General features: G+C 58.9%; 19 protein-coding genes. 14 read left to right on the top strand and 5 right to left on the bottom strand.

Annotated elements, in window-relative coordinates:
• Positions 1-133: 133 nt before the first annotated feature.
• On the bottom strand, positions 134-709 hold the full coding sequence (locus OO25_RS04655) for a YceI family protein (RefSeq protein ID WP_040169449.1): 576 nt from the start codon (positions 707-709) through the stop codon (positions 134-136).
• A 235-nt stretch (positions 710-944) separates the two neighbouring features.
• Entirely contained in the window at positions 945-1,541 is a 597-nt protein-coding gene (locus tag OO25_RS04660; RefSeq protein WP_040178670.1) for a hypothetical protein, read from the bottom strand.
• A gap of 576 nt (positions 1,542-2,117) precedes the next feature.
• Between OO25_RS04660 and rpsF the strand changes: the two genes are divergently transcribed.
• The 7 genes from rpsF to OO25_RS04695 all read left to right on the top strand — a co-directional run bounded on the left by rpsF (position 2,118) and on the right by OO25_RS04695 (position 8,236).
• Positions 2,118-2,471 carry a 30S ribosomal protein S6 gene (gene rpsF, locus OO25_RS04665; protein ID WP_014874885.1) on the top strand — a complete coding sequence of 118 codons (354 nt, stop codon included), beginning with the start codon at positions 2,118-2,120 and terminating at the stop codon, positions 2,469-2,471.
• A gap of 28 nt (positions 2,472-2,499) precedes the next feature.
• Entirely contained in the window at positions 2,500-2,727 is a 228-nt protein-coding gene (gene rpsR / locus OO25_RS04670; RefSeq protein ID WP_005982441.1) for a 30S ribosomal protein S18, read from the top strand.
• A 12-nt stretch (positions 2,728-2,739) separates the two neighbouring features.
• The gene (gene rplI, locus OO25_RS04675; RefSeq protein ID WP_040169455.1) at positions 2,740-3,354 is read left to right on the top strand and encodes a 50S ribosomal protein L9; all 615 of its coding nucleotides are present in this window, start codon (positions 2,740-2,742) and stop codon (positions 3,352-3,354) included.
• A 232-nt stretch (positions 3,355-3,586) separates the two neighbouring features.
• Positions 3,587-3,769 carry a hypothetical protein gene (locus OO25_RS04680; protein ID WP_040178671.1) on the top strand — a complete coding sequence of 61 codons (183 nt, stop codon included), beginning with the start codon at positions 3,587-3,589 and terminating at the stop codon, positions 3,767-3,769.
• Positions 3,770-4,090: 321 nt separating this feature from the next.
• Complete coding sequence (locus OO25_RS04685) at positions 4,091-4,561, top strand: transglycosylase SLT domain-containing protein (protein WP_040178672.1); 471 nt, start codon at positions 4,091-4,093, stop codon at positions 4,559-4,561.
• A gap of 149 nt (positions 4,562-4,710) precedes the next feature.
• Positions 4,711-6,669: a bifunctional 2',3'-cyclic-nucleotide 2'-phosphodiesterase/3'-nucleotidase gene (locus tag OO25_RS04690; protein ID WP_040178749.1), complete on the top strand. Its 1,959-nt coding sequence runs from the start codon at positions 4,711-4,713 to the stop codon at positions 6,667-6,669.
• A gap of 298 nt (positions 6,670-6,967) precedes the next feature.
• Positions 6,968-8,236, top strand: a complete 1,269-nt coding sequence (locus OO25_RS04695; protein ID WP_040178673.1) for a calcium-binding protein — start codon at positions 6,968-6,970, stop codon at positions 8,234-8,236.
• 216 nt (positions 8,237-8,452) lie between these two features.
• Here OO25_RS04695 and tig read toward each other — a convergent pair whose 3' ends face one another.
• Positions 8,453-9,784 (bottom strand): trigger factor, encoded by a 1,332-nt coding sequence (tig, locus tag OO25_RS04700; RefSeq protein WP_040178750.1) that lies wholly within the window; start codon positions 9,782-9,784, stop codon positions 8,453-8,455.
• 268 nt (positions 9,785-10,052) lie between these two features.
• Positions 10,053-11,183: a porin gene (locus tag OO25_RS04705; RefSeq protein ID WP_040178674.1), complete on the bottom strand. Its 1,131-nt coding sequence runs from the start codon at positions 11,181-11,183 to the stop codon at positions 10,053-10,055.
• Positions 11,184-11,536: 353 nt separating this feature from the next.
• Between OO25_RS04705 and OO25_RS04710 the strand changes: the two genes are divergently transcribed.
• The 7 genes from OO25_RS04710 to OO25_RS04750 all read left to right on the top strand — a co-directional run bounded on the left by OO25_RS04710 (position 11,537) and on the right by OO25_RS04750 (position 20,010).
• Positions 11,537-13,738, top strand: coding sequence for a methyl-accepting chemotaxis protein (locus OO25_RS04710; RefSeq protein ID WP_040178675.1), 2,202 nt, complete (start codon positions 11,537-11,539; stop codon positions 13,736-13,738).
• A gap of 612 nt (positions 13,739-14,350) precedes the next feature.
• Positions 14,351-15,043: an SOS response-associated peptidase gene (locus tag OO25_RS04715; protein ID WP_040178676.1), complete on the top strand. Its 693-nt coding sequence runs from the start codon at positions 14,351-14,353 to the stop codon at positions 15,041-15,043.
• Positions 15,044-16,098: 1,055 nt separating this feature from the next.
• A complete protein-coding gene (locus OO25_RS04730; RefSeq protein WP_040178679.1) occupies positions 16,099-16,539 on the top strand; it encodes a cytochrome c in 441 nt (146 codons plus the stop codon).
• 1 nt (position 16,540) lies between these two features.
• Positions 16,541-17,920, top strand: a complete 1,380-nt coding sequence (locus tag OO25_RS04735; protein WP_040178680.1) for a multicopper oxidase family protein — start codon at positions 16,541-16,543, stop codon at positions 17,918-17,920.
• Positions 17,917-18,321, top strand: a complete 405-nt coding sequence (locus tag OO25_RS04740; RefSeq protein ID WP_040178681.1) for a cytochrome c — start codon at positions 17,917-17,919, stop codon at positions 18,319-18,321. Before OO25_RS04735 ends, OO25_RS04740 begins: the two co-directional genes overlap by 4 nt.
• Before the next feature lie 75 nt (positions 18,322-18,396).
• On the top strand, positions 18,397-19,221 hold the full coding sequence (locus tag OO25_RS04745; protein ID WP_175304796.1) for a DUF305 domain-containing protein: 825 nt from the start codon (positions 18,397-18,399) through the stop codon (positions 19,219-19,221).
• A gap of 27 nt (positions 19,222-19,248) precedes the next feature.
• Positions 19,249-20,010 (top strand): MauE/DoxX family redox-associated membrane protein, encoded by a 762-nt coding sequence (locus OO25_RS04750; RefSeq protein ID WP_175304797.1) that lies wholly within the window; start codon positions 19,249-19,251, stop codon positions 20,008-20,010.
• On the opposite strand, the gene OO25_RS04755 is transcribed toward OO25_RS04750, so the two are convergent.
• Positions 19,982-20,449: a copper chaperone PCu(A)C gene (locus tag OO25_RS04755; protein WP_040169480.1), complete on the bottom strand. Its 468-nt coding sequence runs from the start codon at positions 20,447-20,449 to the stop codon at positions 19,982-19,984. The genes OO25_RS04750 and OO25_RS04755 overlap by 29 nt on opposite strands.
• Positions 20,450-20,507 lie beyond the last annotated feature (58 nt).

The raw sequence follows: 20,507 nt of genomic DNA on the forward strand, positions 1-20,507 counted from the left end.
CGAGGCAGCAACGGCGGCTGTGGGCTCACAGCGGACCATCATGCTCTAACGACAGAAAACCGCCACCCCGTCGGGGCAGCGGTTTCAAGTCATTGGACGGCGGGTCTTGTCGTCCCGCCGTCGGGCATCCGGCTTATTCGGCCTTCATCGCCTCAACCGAGATCTTCACATCGACCTCATCACTGATGAAGGGGGTGAATTTGCCCAGCTCGTAGTCGGAGCGCAGCAGCGTGGTGGTGGCGTCAAAACCGGCCCAGGGCTTGCCCGCCATCGGGTGATCACCAACCTGGTTCAGCTTGGCATCCAGCACCACGGATTTGGTGACGCCATTCAGGGTCAGATCGCCGGTGATTTCAGCGGTATTCTCGCCGGTCACCTTGATGTCGGTGGAGGTGAAGGTGATCATCTCCTTGTCGTCCGCGCCAAAGAAATCCTTCGACATGAAGTGATCAAACCGTCCTTCCCAGCCGGTCAGCATCGACTGTGCGGGCATCGAGACCGAGACGCTGGAGGCTTCGGGGTTTTCCTGATCAAAGGCAATCTCACCCTCGAACCCGGAGAACATACCATAGGTCGTCGAGAACCCAAGGTGGTTGTAGCTGAACACCACCTGGCTGTGGCTCGCATCCAGATTATAGGCTTCGGGTGCGGCAAAAGCGGTGGTGGCGGCAGCGCCCATCAGGGCGGCAGCGAGAAGAGTGGTTTTCATGATCTTGGCTCCATTGGACCGTGTAACATCGCTTCCCAGTTGAGGATTTTCTCGCCCGAAAGGGAAGCCCGCAAAACCCAACACTATCTGTGTTCAGATGAACAACCAAAGCTGCATCTGTGCAGAGCGGCAGGTTCTCGCGCAGTTGTGATGGATTGCGGCCGGGATTGGACCGGGAGTTGATCGGAGCAGATCGGCGGGGGCACCGCCTGTCGGGCCGGTTCTGCAGCGGCCGTCAGCTGAGAATGGGCAAGGCGCCATTTAGCTGATCGCGCAGCCGCAAACGGGTGTCGGTGCTGTCAATCGGCAGCTCCATCAGCACGGACCCGTCGCTGTCGACCACCGAAATGGCATTGGCCGAAAGGCGCACACCGCCAAGGCTGGCGTAGCTGCGGCGCAGGACAACGCGGGGGGCACCACTGCGGGATTCGCGCAGGATCCGCAGCTCGCGCCGGACCGGGTCAAAACACGCTTCCGGCTGGCTGTCGGGGTGATGCGTGGTCAGCAGGATCAGTCCGACAAAGAGGAAGGCGATGGAAATGCCGATCCGGATCAGCGACATCTGCGGGTCGATCCCGGCGTCGGGCAGCAGCCACAGACCTGTCGAACCAAGCACCATCCCCCCGCCAAGAATACGCAGCAAAATGGAGCGGACCGGCCAATTGGCCTGCACCTGCAGGTTCAAAGGTGTGGCGCGAGCCAGATCCGCCAATCGGCGCGCGGCGCGAGATTGCCTGACGTAGGATTGAGTTGAGGCGCCCTGCATGGCGTGACCAAATCGAGCCTGATGCGCAGGCTGAAACCCGATATCGGATGGTTCGATGATGCTCATCTCTGGTCCCTTCACACTCTTAACGCGGTCGGTCTGTCCTGCCTTTTCTCTGGCGCTTTCTGCGCCTTTGGTCTGGGTCTGGCTGGCCGGTTAACGTTTTGTTAACCAAGATTGACGCCAGCATTGAGGCTGAAATGGGGCGGAGATGCGGTAAATGCGGGTCGCGCCCATGCGTTGCCCCGGAGGTTGGTTCTAGGCCTGTCTGCCCTGCCTGTCCTGCCTGTCCTGGCTTCCTGGCTGCCCCGGTCACGTGGGCTGGCTCAGGCGGGGCTCATGGAAACGGCAACCGTGGTCGCTGCTCTGGATCCATTCAAAACTTCTGGCCATCTTCAGCCTTGCATGATTTTGCTAAAATTTGGTTCACATCCGCTGAACCGGTCCATCACCCCGTGATTGACCCCGAAAATCCGCACAGCCAGGGGCTGCCGGGAAACGGCGCTTGCCCTTTTGGCGGCAACCTGTATATGGGGGCTTCCTTCCGCGACATTTTCGATCCGCGCAGACTCTCGTGACAGGGCAGCGGAAGGATCAACCGCCCCGTCTATGAAATGCGCCTAGACACAAACTGGAGTTCACATGCCACTCTACGAGCATGTCATGATTGCGCGTCAGGACCTGTCCAACTCGCAAGCTGAAGGCCTCATCGAACATTTCGGTGCTGTTCTGTCCGACAACGGCGGTAGCCTGGTCGACAGCGAGTACTGGGGCGTCAAGACGATGGCCTACAAGATCAACAAAAATCGTAAGGGCCACTACTCCTTCCTGAAGACCGATGCATCCGCAGCGGCGATCCAGGAAATGGAGCGTCTGATGCGCCTGCATGATGACGTTATGCGCGTTCTGACCATCAAGGTTGACGCACATGAAGACGGCCCCTCGGTTCAGATGCAGAAGCGCGATGAGCGCGACTCGCGTCGTGAGCGCCGCTGATCAACGCTTGAGAAAAGGACGCTAAACCATGGCAGCCAAACCGTTTTTCCGTCGTCGTAAAGTATGCCCGTTCTCGGGCGACAATGCGCCGAAAATCGACTACAAAGACACCCGTCTTCTGCAGCGCTATATTTCCGAACGTGGTAAGATCGTGCCGTCGCGCATCACCGCTGTTTCGGCAAAGAAGCAGCGTGAACTGGCCCGTGCTATCAAGCGCGCCCGCTTCCTCGCCCTGCTGCCCTACGCCGTGAAGTAAGGAGATAAGCACATGCAAGTTATCCTTCTGGAACGTGTGGCCAAACTGGGCCAAATGGGCGAAGTCGTGGACGTTAAGCCCGGCTACGCACGCAACTTCCTGCTGCCGCAAGGCAAGGCGCTGACCGCGTCGCAGAACAACATCGCTCGTTTTGAGGACCAGAAAGCGCAGCTGGAAGCGCGCAACCTGGAAACCAAGAAAGAAGCGGAAGCTCTGGCAGAAAAGCTGGACGGTCAGCAGTTCATCGTGATTCGCTCCGCTTCTGACGCGGGCGCGCTCTACGGTTCCGTCACCCCCCGTGACGCCGCAGACGCAGCCACCGAAGAAGGGTTCTCGGTCGACAAGAAGCAGATCGCTCTGCTTTCGCCGATCAAGGATCTGGGCCTGCACAGCGTTGCTGTGAAGCTGCACCCTGAAGTCGAAGTTCAGATCAAACTGAACGTTGCACGCTCTGCTGAAGAAGCTGAGCTGCAGGCCTCGGGCAAATCGATTCAAGAGCTGGCCGCTGAAGAAGAAGCCGCTGCTGAATTCGAAATCTCCGAGCTGTTCGACGATATCGGCTCTGCCGCTTCGGACGACGACGACGATGCAGCCCCGGCTGCAAGCGACGACGAGACCAACGCCTAATCGGCCTTGGATCTATCCGACATTGAGAAAGGCCGCTCCATCCGGGGCGGCCTTTTTCATGTGCCCATTCAGATGCTGCGATCTGCAGACAGATCAAAATCGCCTCAAACTCACCGCATAAAGCGCTGCGTTGGTAACCTCATCTTCGCTGGTTTCGACCAGTCTTGGACCCCGCCGTGGGCTTGTGCCCGCGCATCTGTGTTCGACGATATGCAGTCATCTGGGGGTGACCATGGAAGAGGAACTGATCCGGGAAGAAACCGCATTGCGCCGCCGTCTGCTGTTGCGGCTGCTGCGGGGCTTTAGCTTTGAGAACCCGCGCCACAAGGGCGAAGCCATCAGCAATCTGGTGCCGCCGGAACTGGTCACGGCAGAGCTGACCCGGCACAATCCACATAGGATCATTCAGCCCTGAGTGCTCTGGCGGAGCCGCGAAGGCTCCCCCTCGCGGCCCCTTTGCATGTGCATCCCAAGCGGGCCGCAGGCACGGGAGCCGTGTTGGGACGGGGCGATGCCCGGTTCATGCGCGTCGAAATCCTGCGGCGTCCGGCAGCCCGGCACAATTGAATAGCGGCTAAAATTTTAGCCAGCAGTGCTCGCGGCGCGATGCCGCCTGGCCCCTGTCAATAACTGGGGGGATATCCGCCGATGCCAACATCTGCTGTTTGCCCAAATCCCCTCCCCCGCCTAACCTGCCGCCGACCCGGCCAGACCGGGGATCTAACAGGCAGTTTCCATGATTGATCGCAGAACGGCTCTGGCCTTCCTTCTCAGCCCGCTGGCCCTTGCTGCCTGCGGAGATGCCCCCGCCGCAACGGAACGCGCGGCGGAGCCGCCGCTTTATCCCAATGAAACACCGGAGCTGCGCCGTAAGATCAATTTCTGGGCCGACCATTACGAGGTGCCGCGCCCCCTGGTACACCGGCTAGCGATCCGCGAGAGCACGCATCGCCCCTGGGCCATCAACCGGCCTTATTACGGACTGTTGCAGATCCTGCCCGCCACCGCGCGGTCCATGGGATTTCGGGGCAGACCAAAGGATCTTCTGGATGCTGACACCAATCTGAAATACGCGGTCAAATATCTGCGCGGGGCCTGGCTTCTGTCTGATGGCAGCTATGATCAGGCGGTGAAGCACTATTCACGCGGCTACTATTACGCCGCCAAACGCCGGGGCATGTTGCGTGAAACCGGGCTGCGCCCTTGAGGATCCGCACTTAAGCATCTGAAAAAAATAGTTTCTCAGGATTTGCGCGACTGACTGCCGCCGAACCTGTTAGCGCAAAACTGTCACATGACGGCGGGCATTTTTCTGCTAGCATGGATGTCTATTATAAAAAGACGTGGGAGCGAAAAATGCCTATCCAACTTGATCGCCGGTCCTTTCTGGCTGGCAGCGCTGGTCTGATTGCGCTGCATCCGTTTTCTGTTCAGGCGGCCTCCAACCAGGTGCATTTGCGCCTGATGGAAACCACCGACCTGCATGTGCATGTGTTTCCCTATGATTACTACGCCGACAAGCCGCGTGACACGGTGGGTCTGGCCCGCACCGCCTCGCTGATCGGCGATATCCGCGCTGAGGCGACCAATTCACTGCTTCTGGACAATGGCGATTTCCTGCAGGGCAATCCGATGGGCGACTATATCGCCTATGAGCGGGGCATGAAGGAGGGCGACACCCATCCGGTCATTCAGGCGATGAATGCGGTGGGCTTTGATGCCTCGACACTGGGCAACCATGAATTCAACTACGGGCTGGACTTCCTGATGAAATCCCTCGCCGGGGCCGATTTCCCGGTGGTCTGTGCCAATGTCGCCAAATCCACCGGCGCCGGGCCGCGAGACGACACAACCCTGCTGCCGCCTTATGTCATTATGGAGCGCGAGCTGACCGATGGCGCAGGCAATACACATGCGATCAAGATCGGCCTCATTGGATTTGTCCCGCCGCAGGTGATGAACTGGGACCGCCGCCATCTGGAGGGCAACGTTCAGGCGCGCGATATTCTGGAAACCGCCCGCGCCTATGTGCCGGAGATGAAGGAAAAAGGGGCCGATATCATTATCGCGCTCTCTCATTCCGGCATTGGCAGCGCGCAGGAAGCTGATGGGATGGAGAATGCCTCGGTCCCGCTGGCGGCGGTTGAGGGCATTGATGCGATCATGACCGGCCATTCGCATCTGGTCTTCCCCTCCTCCACCTATGCGGATTTTGCCGGGGTCGATGTCGACAAGGGCACCATCCACGGCACCCCTGCCACCATGGGCGGGTTCTGGGGCAGCCATATGGGTCTGATTGATCTGATGCTGGAGCGCGATGGTGCTGGCTGGCGCGTCGTCGGCCATGCGTCAGAAGCGCGGCCCATTTCTCGGCGCGAAGAGGACCGCTCGATCACTGCCCTGGTCGACAGCGCACCGGCAGTGCTGGCGGCAGCACAGAAAGAGCATGATGAGACGCTGCAATATGTGCGCCGCGCCGTGGGCAAGACCGACGCGCCGTTGCACAGCTATTTTGCGCTGGTCGCGGATGATCCCTCGGTGCAGATCGTGTCGATTGCCCAGACCTGGTACATTGAACAGATGCTGAAAGGCACCGAACATGAAGGGCTGCCGATCCTCTCTGCAGCGGCCCCGTTCAAGGCCGGCGGTCGCGGGGGTGCTGAGTATTACACCGACGTGCCTAAGGGCGATGTGGCGATCAAGAATGTCGCCGACCTCTACCTCTACCCCAATACCGCCCGTGCGGTGCGGGTGACCGGCGCGCAGGTCAAGGACTGGCTGGAACGCTCTGCCGGCATGTTCAACCAGATCACCCCCGGCGAGGCGGATCAGGTGCTGCTCAACCCGGCCTTCCCCAGCTACAACTTTGACGTGATCGACGGGGTGACCTATCAGATCGACCTGTCGCAGCCTTCGAAGTTCGGCCCCAAGGGCGCGTTGGAAAACCCTGACGCCAATCGCATCGTCAATCTTGAGTTCAACGGCGCGCCGATCGACCCCGCGCAGGAGTTCATTATCGCCACCAACAATTACCGCGCAGGCGGCGGTGGCGCCTTCCCCGGCGCGATGGGTGATACGGTTGTCTTTGAGGGGCCAGACACCAACCGCGATGTGATCGTGCGCTATATCGTTGAGAAGGGCACCATCAGCCCGCGGGCGGATGCCAACTGGCGGTTCGCCCCGCTTGGGCAGACCTCCGTGCTGTTTGACACCGGCCCAAAGGCGGCGACTTATGTCGACAGCGTCGAGAGCATTGCGATTGAACCTGCAGGTGAAGGCCCGGATGGCTTTGCACGCTACAGGATTTCACTGTGAACAAACTGTTTCCGTTTTGAGTGAAATATACCGATCCATGCCGCCCGGTGACACGTCGCCGGGCGGCAGATCTAGGCGCACACGCCCCGCTTGCACACTATTTGTTGCGGCGCGCCCTAAAGGTTAATTTTTACAAATTTCGAGCAAAATTACGCTCTCCTTACTCTTTTTTAGGCATTTGTTTGCCAAATTTCTGCCCCCTTCTTGCGACAGAGTTTTCCGACATGCCATGTGTCGGACAACGCTGAACACCAGCAGTCCGCGTCAAGACGGTTGATATGCAAGAGGAGCAGTGACGATGCCAAACGGCAGTTTCAACGACTTTCGCAATGCGCTTCTGGCGTTTGAATCCGGCTGGGACCGGGACCGCTACGATGCCGGGCAGATCAGCGATGCACAGCTGACACAATGGGCTGGTGCGCCGGTTGGCAGTTTTTATCAGGGCCTGAGCAGCTGGGGCCAGCTGAACGCGACCCAGTGGCGCGATATGGCCTATCACTCGACAAACTCGCTGGGCTTTGTCGGCTATCAGTTCGGCGAGGCGCTGCTGATTGACCTCGGCTATTACCGGGATGATTTTTACTACCTGGGCGGTGATAGCATCAACCGCTGGGACGGCACCTGGACCGGTAAGAATGGCGTCAACAGCCTGGATGATTTCAAGACTCACGCCGCGCAGGACACAGCCATCAATGAGGCCTTTGGCTATAATTTCGAGATGCTCAGCTACTATCTCGGCCAGCAGGGGCGCAGTCTCGCCGATTACATAGGTGAAACTGTCTCCTACCGCGATGTGAATGGCGCCATGGTTGAGGTTACCCTGTCCCTGACCGGGTTGATGGCCGCCGCACATCTGCGCGGTGCTTCCGGGGTGGCGACGCTGCTGCTGAGCGATACCGCGTCGACGGATGAATACGGCACCTCGATTCTGAAATACGTTAGGGATTTCGGCGGCTATGACAGCCCCACCGCCGAGGCGCTGATCGCTTTCTGGCAGGATCGCAAGGCAGGCGGCAACGCGCCGCTGGATATGGGCGAGCCTGAAGTGGGTGAAACCCTGCTGGGAACTGTGAGTCGCGATGTGCTTGACGGAACGGGAGCGGATGATCTTATTTCCGGCCGAGGTGGCAATGACCGGCTTGCCGGACGTGCCGGCGATGACGACCTGCGCGGCGGCGGCGGACGCGATCGGCTGATTGGCCAGAACGGTGACGACAAGCTGAATGGATCCCATGGGGCTGATACGATCCGTGGTGGTGCGGGCAATGACACGCTGGTTGGCGGCAACGGCAATGACAAGCTGTTCGGACAGCAGGGCAATGACCTGCTGATCGGCGGCAATGGCGCCGATACATTCGCCTTTGGCAGCAATCACGGGCGCGCGCGGATCCGAGACTTTGAGATCGGAACCGACAAGATCGATATCCTCAGCGGGGCTGAGACCCTCAATCAGGTCGATTTCACCGCGAAAGGCAATCACGTTGTGATCGCCTTCGACAACGTGGTTGTAACGGTGGAGAATGTTTCGGTGGCGGAGTTGTCAAACTCCGATAACTTTTTGTTCTGACACTCATTTCCGACGACGGGTGGAGAACCCACTCTCACGTCATTCCGCGCCGCCCCTGGATAAACCCAGGGGCGGTTTTTTGCTTGTGACGGGGCGCCCTCAGCGGTCCGGGTTGTCCCATTTCTGATCCGGAAAAGAAAAAGGCCACCCCCGGGGGGCGGCCTGCTCCATAGTCAGAAGCAAGAGCCCGCGCGAAGGCGCAGGCCCGAGGTCTGATTACTCGTCTTCCAGGGCCTCAACGGCGGCCTGCAGATCATCTTTGGAGACCTTTTTCTCTTCCACTTTCGCTTGTTCGGCGATGTGGTCGATCACTTTGTCTTCAAAGATCGGCGCGCGCAGCTGCTGCTGCATCTGAGCGTTCTGCTGGATGAACTCAAAGAACTGACGTTCCTGACCGGGGTACTGGCGTGCCTGCTGCATGATCGCTTGGGTCATTTCTGCGTCGGTCACTTCGACTTCGGCTTTCTGGCCCAGTTCTGCCAGCAGGAGGCCCAGACGCACGCGGCGTTCGGCCAGCTTGTTGTGCTCGTCAGTGGCTTCGATCTCGTCGTGGTCGTGGCCCTGAACTTCAGGGTTTTCCTCGTGCCACAGCTGGTGCGCGATTTGTTTGGCTTCTGCTTCGACCAGCGAGGGCGGCAGGTCGAAGGAGACCAGATCATCCAGCTTGTCCAGCAGGCCGCGCTTCATTACGGCACGGGCCGCGCCGGCGTATTCTGCTTCCAGACGCTCGGAGATCTGAGCTTTCAGGCCAGCGAGGTCTTCGGCGCCGAATTTCTGTGCCAGCTCGTCATTGATCTCTGCCGCTTTGGGGGCTTTCACCTCTTTCACGGTGCAGGAGAACACAGCTTCTTTGCCGGCCAGATGCTCGGCCTGGTATTCTTCGGGGAAGGTGACGGTGACGTCTTTTTCTTCGCCCGCTTTGGTGCCGACCAGCTGCTCTTCGAAACCGGGGATGAAGGAGTTGGAGCCAAGTGTCAGCGGGTAGTCGTCGCCTGCGCCGCCATCAAAGGCTTCGCCGTCAACCTTACCAACGAAATCGATGACAACCTGATCGCCATCTTCTGCCGCGGCACCGTCTTCGCGGGCTTCGAAATCCTGCGCGGTTTCTGCGAGGTTGGCCAGCGCTTCTTCGACGGCTGCGTCGTCTGCTTTCACGACCAGCTTTTCCAGCTCAACACCGGAGAGATCAACTTCGGGGATCTCGGGCAGTGCTTCATAGGACATCTCGACGTTGACGTCGTCGCCCTCTTTCCAGTCTTCATTGGTCATTTTCACGTCGGGCTGCATGGCCGGACGGTCACCGCTTTCCTCGAAGTGCTTGTTCATCGCACTGTCGATGGTTTCCTGCATGGCTTCGCCGATCAGACGCTGGCCGAACTGCTTCTTCAGCAGCGCCATGGGAACCTTGCCCTTGCGGAAGCCTTTCATCTCGACTTCGGGCTGTGCCTCGACCAGTTTCTCATTGACCTTAGCGTCCAGCTCGGCGGCGGTGACGGTGATCGCGTAACCGCGTTTCAGACCTTCGTTCAGCGTCTCGGTGACCTGCATCATATTCCCCATAGAGATTCGGGGCGCGCGCGCAGGCGCTCCCCCAGACAATTTGTGGCCTTCTATTTGCACATGAGCGGCGGCGCAAGAGGGATTGCCTCAAGAGCGGCCCCGACCGGGGCGGATGCGGCGTTTTTTGGCCCTTCAAAAGAAAAACACGCCCAAAGGGGGCGTGTTTTGAGTGTGTGTAGCCCGGTGGAGGGCAATCAGTCTAAGGGCAGGCCGATGCGACAGCCCCGCCACAACCGCCCTGCCCCGGCTGATTGGATCAGAACTTCCAGCGGGCCCCTGCCATAATGGACGAGGAGTCCTGATAGCTGGTCGCGCTGGTATCTGAGTAGGAGTAGTCGCGGTAGGCGACATAAGTCTCAAGGTTCAGATTGTCGAAATTCTGAACCGCCGCGACGCCCCAGGATTCAGCACTATCGCCGCTGGTGACCATATCCGAGCCGTCATAGTAATCGATGGCAAAGGAGGTCGCCCCGACGGACAGGAAATTCGCGGTGTAGCCCAGCTTGGCGAAGGCATAAACGCCACCGGTGTCCCGGTCGCCGCCGGCAACAGCGAAGGACACGCCCGATGGCTCATGCAGTGCCGCAAAAGAGGCAACAATATCGCGGGTTTTGGTGCCCGGACCATTCTCATTCCACACCGCACCCAAGGCGCCATTGATGGTAAAGTCACCAAGGTCATCATTGGTGTACCGCACCGCAATATCATAGGCTTCGCGATCGGAATTCGAGCGCAGGATCTCCTCGCCATAAGACGCCGATACGGTGAAGCCGCTGAATTCCGGCGTATCATAGCGCACCCGGCCCAGGCGACCGCCGTCCAGGCTGCGGAAGGCAGACCCGATGCTGACGCCGGACAGCGCGCCGGTGGAGGTGCGGAACAGGAAGCCGCCAGCAGAATCCGCAATCGAGGAGGTCTGGATCACGCCAGTGCCGGAGAGATCAGACTCCGCCAGCCCATCCGATGCCATAGATCCCTGGCCGAAAGAGAACGTGCCATACCGCGCGGTGGCGTATTGGAGATCAACCTTGCGGATTCGGGTGCGGTCCCAGCTGATATTCTGGGGGCGGCCATTCTGGTCCACCCCGTCAGAGGAGCGCAGACCAAACGCGGTCTCGAAATTGAACCGCAGGGTGTCATCGCCAAAAGGCTGTTCCAGCCAGAATCCAATACGGGAGTTTGAATTGGCGTTGTCGACAAGCGCGCTGAAATCGTCGCCGCCGTCGTCAAACGACTGGAAGGAGGGGTTGAACTGACCATAGTAGCGGAAGCTCCCGCCCGAGCTGTTCTCGTAGGTTGGTCCGGCCACCGCAGGCGCTGCAAGGCCGACAAAAAGCCCGGAGACCAAGGCCGTCGCCCCGAGGTGAGAGGCAAATCTGGTGTTCATGAGGAGATGCTCCAATATTGTTCAGGGCAGCTCCCTCTCCATCCCTGAGGGGCTGACCTGTCGCAGGTGCTATCACGCGTTTTTTCGCAGCAGTAGGCTTGAAATATGCCGCGCCGCTACCCTTGCCAGCTACGGCACCGGTCCTCTCAAAATTGTGATCAGCCCGCTCCTACGCATGGCTCGCCGAACTCGGCGCGCATGGGTTCAACGGCAAGGGTGTCATCGCGGAACGTAAATCGAGCTCGGTTTAGGCGCAAAAACAGGTCAAAACATGCAGATTTTTCGCAAGTTTCCATGGTTTGTTAACAGCCCAAAGATAAGCGTAGCGGATCGACAACGCAGGTACTCAGACTATGAAATTCAAGACTTCCATCAAGACGGCCGTATTTGTGATCGTCTTTCTTGCCAGCGCGGTCATGTTCGCCCTAATCGGACTGTCGCGATACACGGATCAGCTCCGCACAGAGATTGAGGCGGAGGTCGCAGCGGTCGAAGGATTTGCGCAGACTCTGGCTGAGGTCAGTTCGGATTTTCAAAACACTCGCCTGGTCGAGATGAGTTTTCGCCTAAAGCCGAGCCATGACATCCTTGTTACTCAAGCAGACACAATGGCCCATCTCAGCAATCGACTGGAGACCGCAACCCTGCAAATTGCGGAACTGGACGGCATGGCGGAGGCTGCGGAATACCTAGCTCAGCTGGTGGCTGGAATCACTGCTTATGAGGCCGGTTTCGCCAAGGTGGTCGCAAGTCAGGAACGGCTTGGGTTCGACGAGACCAACGGACTGCAAGGGGCACTACGCAGCTCAGTGCGCAGTATCGAGAAGGCGCTGGAAGCCACTGTCGAACCTGAGATGAAGATCAAGATGTTGATGATGCGTCGACATGAGAAAGATTTCATCATGCGCCACGCCGAAAAATATATTGAGCGTCTGAACGCGCGGGTCGATGAATTCCGGGCGTTTCCAGGCAGTTATTATAAAAACATCTCGCAACGCGCTCGGATCGGCAGCCTGCTGACCACCTATCAGAAATCCTTCAACGCCTACGCCGAGGAAATTACTCTGACTGACAGCCATTATAAGGATCTGGACGCGATAGAGAAAGCTGCCGAACCTGTGTTGGCCGCGATGGACGAGCTGACCACCGCCCGTCTGGACATGATCCATGCCAGCGCGGCCGAGGCGATCAGCACCGCCAATTCCAATGCGCTGAAGGCCGGGCTTGGCGGACTTGGCATCTTTGTCGTGGTGGCGTTCTTCCTGGCCATCGGCATCTCGCGGCCGCTGTCGCGGGTCAATGTGGTCCTGCAGAAAATCATGGCCGGTGATTTCTCCACACCGGCGCCGCAATCGCGCATCCGGGAGGTTTCGACCATTGCCACCGCCGTCGAGGAGCTGCGGGCCGACAATGAGATGAAGGACCGGCTGACACGCGATATCTCTGAGGTAATCCGTGCCTGCGCAGCCGGTGATTTCTCCAAACGCTTGCAGGTGGAGGGAGCCAGTGGTTCCTTTGCGGACCTGGGCCGCGGTGTAAACGCCATTGGCGAGGCCGCCGAAGGCGGGCTGGGCGACATTCGCCGGGTTCTGGACACGCTGGCTGCCGGCGATCTGACCCAACGGATGCCAGATGGCCAGAAGGGTATTTTCAAGGAGATCGCCAGCGCCGTCGACAACCTCAGTGACAATCTGACCGGAATGGTGCAGCAACTGTCGCACAGCAGTGAGGTGCTGAATTCCACCGCCGCAGAAATCGCCGCCGCTGCAGATGACGCTTCGCGCCGGGGCGAGACCTCCGCCGCCTCACTCGAGGAAACAGCCGCGGCCCTGCAAACGCTGGACGATACTGTCCGGGGCACCGCGGAAGGCTCAGAACAGGCCAAGGATATCGTGCGCGACGCCTTCACCCAGGCGCGCACCACCAGCGAACTGGCCAGCCAGACCATCAGCGCCATGCAGCGGATCGAGGATTCTTCCGGCGCGATCGCGAAGATCACCGACCTCATCGAGGATCTCGCTTTCCAGACCAACCTTCTGGCGCTCAACGCCGGGGTTGAGGCCGCCCGCGCCGGCGAGGCCGGTCGCGGATTTGCGGTCGTCGCCTCCGAAGTACGCGGCCTTGCGCAGCGCTCTGCCGATGCGGTTCAGGAAATCAATCAGCTGATCGACGTCAGCACCCATGAGGTGGCACAGGGGGTGAAACTGGTCGATCAAACCGGCACAGCCCTCGCCTCCATTCAAAGTTCCGTGGAAGCGGTGGTGGGCAAGGTCGAACAGATTGCCGCCACCACGGTCGAGCAATCCAACGGGCTTTCCGAGGTCAACACCGCGGTTGTCAGCCTGGATCAGAATGCACAGAAAAACTCCGCCATGCTGGAACAGACCGCCGCTGCCGGCCAGATGCTGCGCGAGGAAGCCCAGACTTTGGTGCAGGCGGTTTCGGGCTTTACTATCCTGCCAACCGGCAGCGTCAACAGCGGTTCCCCGGCAGCCTACGACTGGTCCGGGTCAACTTTTGACGAAATGGAGCAGCCTCATGCACGCTCAGCCTGATTCCAGCGTGTAACAAGCCACAGATCGCAGTCGACCAAACAGAGAGACATCCGAAATTTCGGGTGTCTCTCGAGTCTGGGCGACCTTCTGCTCCCTGCCGCAGCCACTGAAAGGTAAACGCGCGTTAAGGTCAGTTGGACACTACGACATGGCTGGATACTACGACAGTGGGTGTGGACACAGAGGCCAAGCGAATGACAGTGCTGTTTTTGGACAGCGAAGTCTCCCGGGGGGCAATCCCCGTCCCGCAACCGTGGCGGATCTGCTGCATGTGGCTGGGCGCTGTCAGCGCGGTCCGCTGTCGCCACCTAAGGCTGATTTCGCGTCTGGTGGTCGTGACAAATCAACTATCAAGTCCAGAGAATAGTCAGAGGTCTGATCGGATCATCTGGCCGGACATCGACGCTCAGTACGTTACGTGGCTGCATGATCATCACACGAAAACTCAGCATCTCGCGCCGCGCCGACCTCAGTGCTGGACAGAGTATATACGCAGAGTAACTGTGCACCCTCATCAACCAAACGAACTGGAACATTTGAAGAACACATTGCGAATTTGGTCGATCCAGATATCATTTAATCAAATACTCGCAGTGCAAGGGGGTTGGCACCATGTGTGGTAGATTGGGACGGCCGGATCTTACATGGCAGCAACTCTATGAGATGGAACGGCGGTTTCTCGGACCCTCTGTCCCGGTGCGGGATCCCAATGCGGTAGAGCTGTCAGCAAGCTGGAATGTAAAACCAACGCAACCGGTAGACATAGCCTATCTGGATCAAACGCAACTGATCAGTACCACCGCCCGCTGGTGGTTCGTGCCGGAGTGGTTTAAGGGAGATGTGCACGACTGGCGGCACACCACTTTCAACGCGAAAATCGAAACGGCTCATAGTTTGCCGAGTTTTCGGTCAGCCTGGAAATCCCAACGCTGCATCATCCCTGCGTCAGGCTACTACGAGTGGACCGGCCCCAAAGGTCAAAAACAGCCCTGGTGGGTGACCACGAGCAGAAACGCACCAGCTTTGTATTTTGCCGGACTATACTCTCGTCCTGATAGGGATCTGCACACCTGCACCATATTGACTCGCGCAGCATTGCCGCAGATTGCCGAAATCCACAACCGCTCACCGGTTATCCTTGATGAGGACCATATTTACCCTTGGTTGTCTGGCCAGTCGGATCGCAACGAAGAGCAGCAGCTGGGGCAGGTCTGGGACGGTCGAATGAAGGCCCACAAGGTTGCCCCGTTTAGTCGCGATGACGATGGACCGGAGCTGATCGAACCCATTGACGAGCTGTTCTAAAGATACCTCTCCTGCGTTCGGTCTTCCACAGGCAATGGGAATGAGAGAGTGCATGCACCAATAGAACCCTCCCTATCCCCCGGCCATATTTGCCCGTGATCGGTGCGTTCGTCGTCGACGAAAAATAGAAATGCGCTTGCGTCTGTCAGCGCATCTGGGATCGAGCCCGCCGTACCAACGTGGACCACAGCAGCGGTCTCCCCCAGTGACGCCCTTTCATCGAGACCCTGACCGGAGCCTGCCGAGCGCATTGCCGTGATTGCGCGTGGTCAAAATGGGACCAACTTCGTGACCTCCTGTCGTGGACGACATCCGTCTGCTTGGTACAATCACACTCAGGCTCAGGCTCAGGCTCAGGCTCAGGCTTACAGGGGCAGCGGTCATGTCGACACGTCAAGTGACGTCCGGTGATCATTTTCTGCCGCATCGAAGCGACCACCCGGGGGATCGCGATTTGAAACACCCGACGCGGTGTGGCGCAGATCCCCGAATATTTCTGTGAACATTGCACTGCCTAGGATGGTCTGCTCTTTCTGCGCAGTAGTGTAGAAGGCATCTGCTGTAGACAAAGCGCACCAGAAGGATATTGGACTGGCATTGACCTAGGCATCGCCACATCGCATCCTGTGGCTGGACCCCAAAGGACACCCATGCGCCTATTAGCCGTCATCATACTGACCAGCCTCATGATGCTGTCCTCTTTGCCGCAGCATGCTTCGGCAGAGGCGACGATGCATGATTGTCCTTCCTGCGCAGAGATGATGACTTTTGCCGAGCATCAGATGCCTGCTGAACGACACCAATCTGACGAGCATTGCGCAGATATGACGACCTGCGCCACCATGGCTGTTCTCTCCGGCAGTGAAATGGTCCCCAACGAGGATCTTTTGCGCCCCCGGCCAGCATGGCCAGCGCCCCGGTATGGTACTGCGGTCAACCTGTCGCTGAAACTACCACCTCCGCGCGCTTTATCCTGATCCACGGAAGTCAGGGCAAACCGCGTTTGCCCGCAGCAACATCGCTCAGATAAACATTGCGGAAGACAGGATAAATTTATGAACAAGATCACCCTCGCCGGGGCCGCGGTTATTGCCGTGGCGCTTGGTGCCTATGCTTTCACACGCACCCCTGACCAGAGCCCTCCTGCGCAGCAGGCGATCGCCCCTGAAGAAGGCGCGGCAATGGTTGCCGTTACGCTGCCCGACACGCTGTCGGCAGAGGCGACCATGGGCAAACGGGCCTTCGACGCGGTCTGTGCCGACTGCCATGGCGAAAACGCCGCTGGGAAGCTGGGGGTTGCCCCGCCGCTGATCCACAAGATCTACGAGCCGTCCCATCATGGCGACATGGCCTTTCAGCTCGCGGCCGCCAATGGCGTGCGCGCGCATCACTGGAAATTCGGCAACATGCCACCGCAGCCAAAAGTCACCCGTGCTGATATGATATCGATCATTGCCTATGTTCGCGAAGTCCAGCGCGCCAATGGGATCAACTGATATGAAGATGACACGACGCAGTTTCTGCACTGGCCTGTCCGCCGCATCGCTGATGCGTCCGGCTCTCGCTCAAGGACTGCCTTTGCTGACAGCCCAAGAGACCATGGTCCAGCTGGCCCCCGACAGCTATCCTGCGACACCAGTTTGGAGTTATGACGGCACGATCCCCGGCCCCGCACTCCGGTTGCCGCAAGCCAGCCGGCTTGAACGACGATTGGTCAATGCGCTGGAAGTTCCGACCACGATCCACTGGCATGGCATTCGCATCGACAATGCGATGGATGGCGTCGCGGGGCTGACCCAGGATGCAGTGCCGCCCGGGCAGAGCTTTCACTATGCTTTCGATCTGCCAGACGCCGGAACCTATTGGTATCATGCCCATACCAAGTCCATGGAGCAGGTCGCGCGAGGGCTTTCCGGTGCGCTGATCGTCGAGGAGGTGACACCGCCAGATGTCGACCGCGATGAAGTTCTGATGATTGACGACTGGCTGATCGACCCCGAGACGGGGCTATTCGTCGACAGTTTCGCTTCGCCTATGGCACGTAGCCACGGCGGCCGGATTGGCAATCTTGTGGGGGTGAACGGGCGCTATGATTACCGCTTGTCGGCGCGGCAGCACGAGCGGCTGCGATTGCGGCTGATCAACTCGGCCAATGCGCAGATCTTCGGCCTGAGGCTGGAGGGGCTAACCGGTTGGACGGTCGCGCTTGACGGGATGCCGCTTGCACAACCGGAGGCGGTGACGGGCACGCTTGTCCTGGCCCCCGCGCAGCGCATCGATCTGATCGTGGATGTCACCGCCGAGGAAGGCGCGGCCGCGGGAATTCTCTTTGCCGCAGGCGACGATAGCTGGCAGGCGCTGGCCGAAATCACGGTCACAGCGCGTGCCGCGACGAAAAGCCGTGGCGCCCCTGCCCCATTGCCCCCCAATCCGCGGATGGAGATCAACGGCGTTGACGCAGCTCCGGTCCTCGACATGCCGCTTCAAGGCGGCGCTATGCGCGGTTTGAAAAATACTCCGTTCAACGGACAGGCTATGGGCTGGCTGGAACTTGTCCAGAAGGGCCAGTTCTGGGCGCTGGCTGGACAGGCCGGGCTGGGAGAAGCACCTTTCACCACTCTGTCACGCGGGGAAACCGCGCGCATCCGCATGAAGAACGACACCATGTTTCCGCACGCAATGCATCTTCACGGAATGCACTTCCGGGTCCGCAAGGAGGACGGCGCCCTGGGCCCGCTCCGGGACACGGTACTGGTCATGCCGAATGAGACAACAGAGATCACTTTCCTAGCCGACAACCCGGGCAAGTGGCTGCTTCACTGCCACATGTTGGGGCACGCCGCCTCGGGCATGACCAACTGGATTATGGTGGCATGAGGAAGCCATTATTGCTCGCGGCCACGTTCGTCGGCGCGGTCAACTCTGCCAGGGCGGAGGGCAGCCAGGATGGCGCTGCACTCTATCAACAGAACTGCGCGTCCTGTCACGGCGGGGCTCTCGAGGGCCAGCCAGATTGGCGCAGCCCCGGCCCTGACGGGCTGTTGCCCGCGCCGCCCCATGATGCAACGGGCCACACTTGGCATCACGGAGACAATATCCTGTTTCGCATAACGCGGGACGGGACCGCCGCTGTGGTCGGAGGTGGCTATGAAAGCAACATGCCCGGCTTTGGTGATGTGCTGACTGACACGCAGATCCGCACCATCCTTGACTACATCAAATCTACCTGGCCGGACCGCGAACGCGCCTATCAGAAGGAGATCACTGCGCAGGAATAGACAGTAAATTGAAGTTTCCAGGGAACATTCACCCGCTGGAAGGTTGTTGATCTCCAAAGAAACCTGGAGGTATTCATGGCCTATTCCCGTTTTTTTCTGATGATCGCCGTCTCAACAATCCTGATGCTCGGATTGATGTATCTGAACACTTTCCTGACGGGCCACGTGTTCTGGTCTGAAACCCGGGCGTATATGGCAGTTGTGATGGGGGCCGCGATGGCCTTTGTCATGCTGGCGTTCATGCTGGGCATGTACGAGAATCGCACCTTGAATATCGCCATCTTTGCAGGGTCCATCGTGGTCTTTGCCGGGGCCTTGTGGCTGGTTCGGAGCCAAGAGACCGTCCAGGATCGCTCCTACATGCGCGCGATGATCCCACATCACTCCATCGCTATCATGACTTCCTCCCGGGCCGAGATCACCGACCCGCGGGTGCGCGCCCTCGCTGATGATATCATTTACGCGCAGGACAAGGAAATTGCCGAGATGCGCTATCTGATCGCTGATATCTCCGCAAATGGCGAAGCTGCCCCCAAGCCGGACGCACTGGCACCCGAACTGAAGAACGCCCCGGGCGCGCTGGCCAGCGAAGTCGTCGCCAAAGTCGACCCGGAGTTCCTGTCGGGCGATGATATCTCGCGGGTATTCCCAGCAGAGGCAGAGTGCCGTTTCACCTATACTGAAACCAGCCCGCCGGTGCTGGCGATCAGAGACGGCGTGGCGCTGATCAAGATCAGCGGCGACCTGGTGCGTCTGGAATCGACAGGTGACCGCTTTGCGGCAGACCCGATCCTGGCCGAGATCCGCAAGACGGATGACGACAGCCTCCATGATCTGATCATCAGCGCAGGATCGGACTACGAGGCCGGTTTCCGCGGTCAGTACAGCTGCACAACCTGAACAACTGCAAAATCAAGGATGCCTGCTATGCTTAAAGACAGCAACAAAACTGCAGTTCTCTACCGTATGGTTATGCCGGAGCATACCTGCCCCTACGGTCTCAAGTCCAAGGACCTGCTGGAGCGGAACGGCTACGAGGTTGAAGACCATCACTTGAAGACCAAGGATGAGACCGAGGCCTTCAAGCGCGAACATGACGTTGACACGACACCCCAGACCTTCATCGACGGAAAACGCGTCGGCGGTCACGACGATCTGCGAATTTTTCTGGGCATCGACCCGCCCAAGGCGCAGCAGAGCGACACGACCTACCGGCCCGTCATCGCGATCTTTTGCGTCTGTGCGCTGCTGGCACTGGGTCTGGATTGGCACCAGTATGGCACCATTCTGACCTGGCAGAGCGTCAAATGGTTTATCTCGCTGTCGATGACGGTGCTGGCGATCCAGAAGCTGCAGGACGTCGAGCAGTTCTCAACCATGTTCCTGAACTATGATCTGCTGGCAAAACACTGGGTGCCTTACGGCAAAATCTACCCCTATGGTGAGGCACTTGCTGGCATATTGATGACTGCGGGCGTTCTAACCTGGGTCTCCGCGCCCGTGGCACTGTTCATCGGAACCATCGGCGCGGTCAGCGTGCTCAAGGCTGTCTATATCGATAAGCGCGAGCTGAAATGTGCCTGTGTGGGAGGTGACTCCAATGTACCTCTCGGCTTTATCTCCCTTACCGAGAACTTGATGATGATCCTGATGGGGTTGGTTATGGGACTGCACGCAATCGGGGGGTGACATGTGTAGTCACCTTCACCTGACCCGTCCGGAAGAACAGCCGCAGTGTCAGGTGATCGCCGGGAGCAAGGTGCGACGTGAGACCTGTCAGCCGGGCCCCGATATGTGAGCTTGACAGGTCGAGTGTTTCTTCTCGGAGGATTGTTAGGCCTCCTTCGAGGATACGTTCCCCATAGGTATCCTCGTAAAACAATTCTCCACCCGCGGATACGTCTGAGGAGATTCTCTCGAGATATACGTCTCTGTAAGAGGCATTCTCGATAACAAAGTTTACAGATGCATTTTGACTTTCCTTGGCTTGGTAGACTTGGACGTTTTCGATCGCGACGCCGTGAAATGCCTCTTCAAAGGTGGGCAGGCCGTCGGCGCGGGCGGATTGAGAAAGACATCCGACTGAGAGAAAAATCGTTCCCAGCGCTTCCCATAGTCCTCTGTTCATATTGGCGAATCCAATTCCAGATACGTGTGTGCTTGCCGAAGGGGCTGGGATACCCGGA

Origin of the sequence: Phaeobacter sp. S60, assembly GCF_000826845.1 — a bacterium.
In the GTDB taxonomy this organism is placed as follows: Bacteria; Pseudomonadota; Alphaproteobacteria; order Rhodobacterales; family Rhodobacteraceae; genus Phaeobacter; species Phaeobacter piscinae.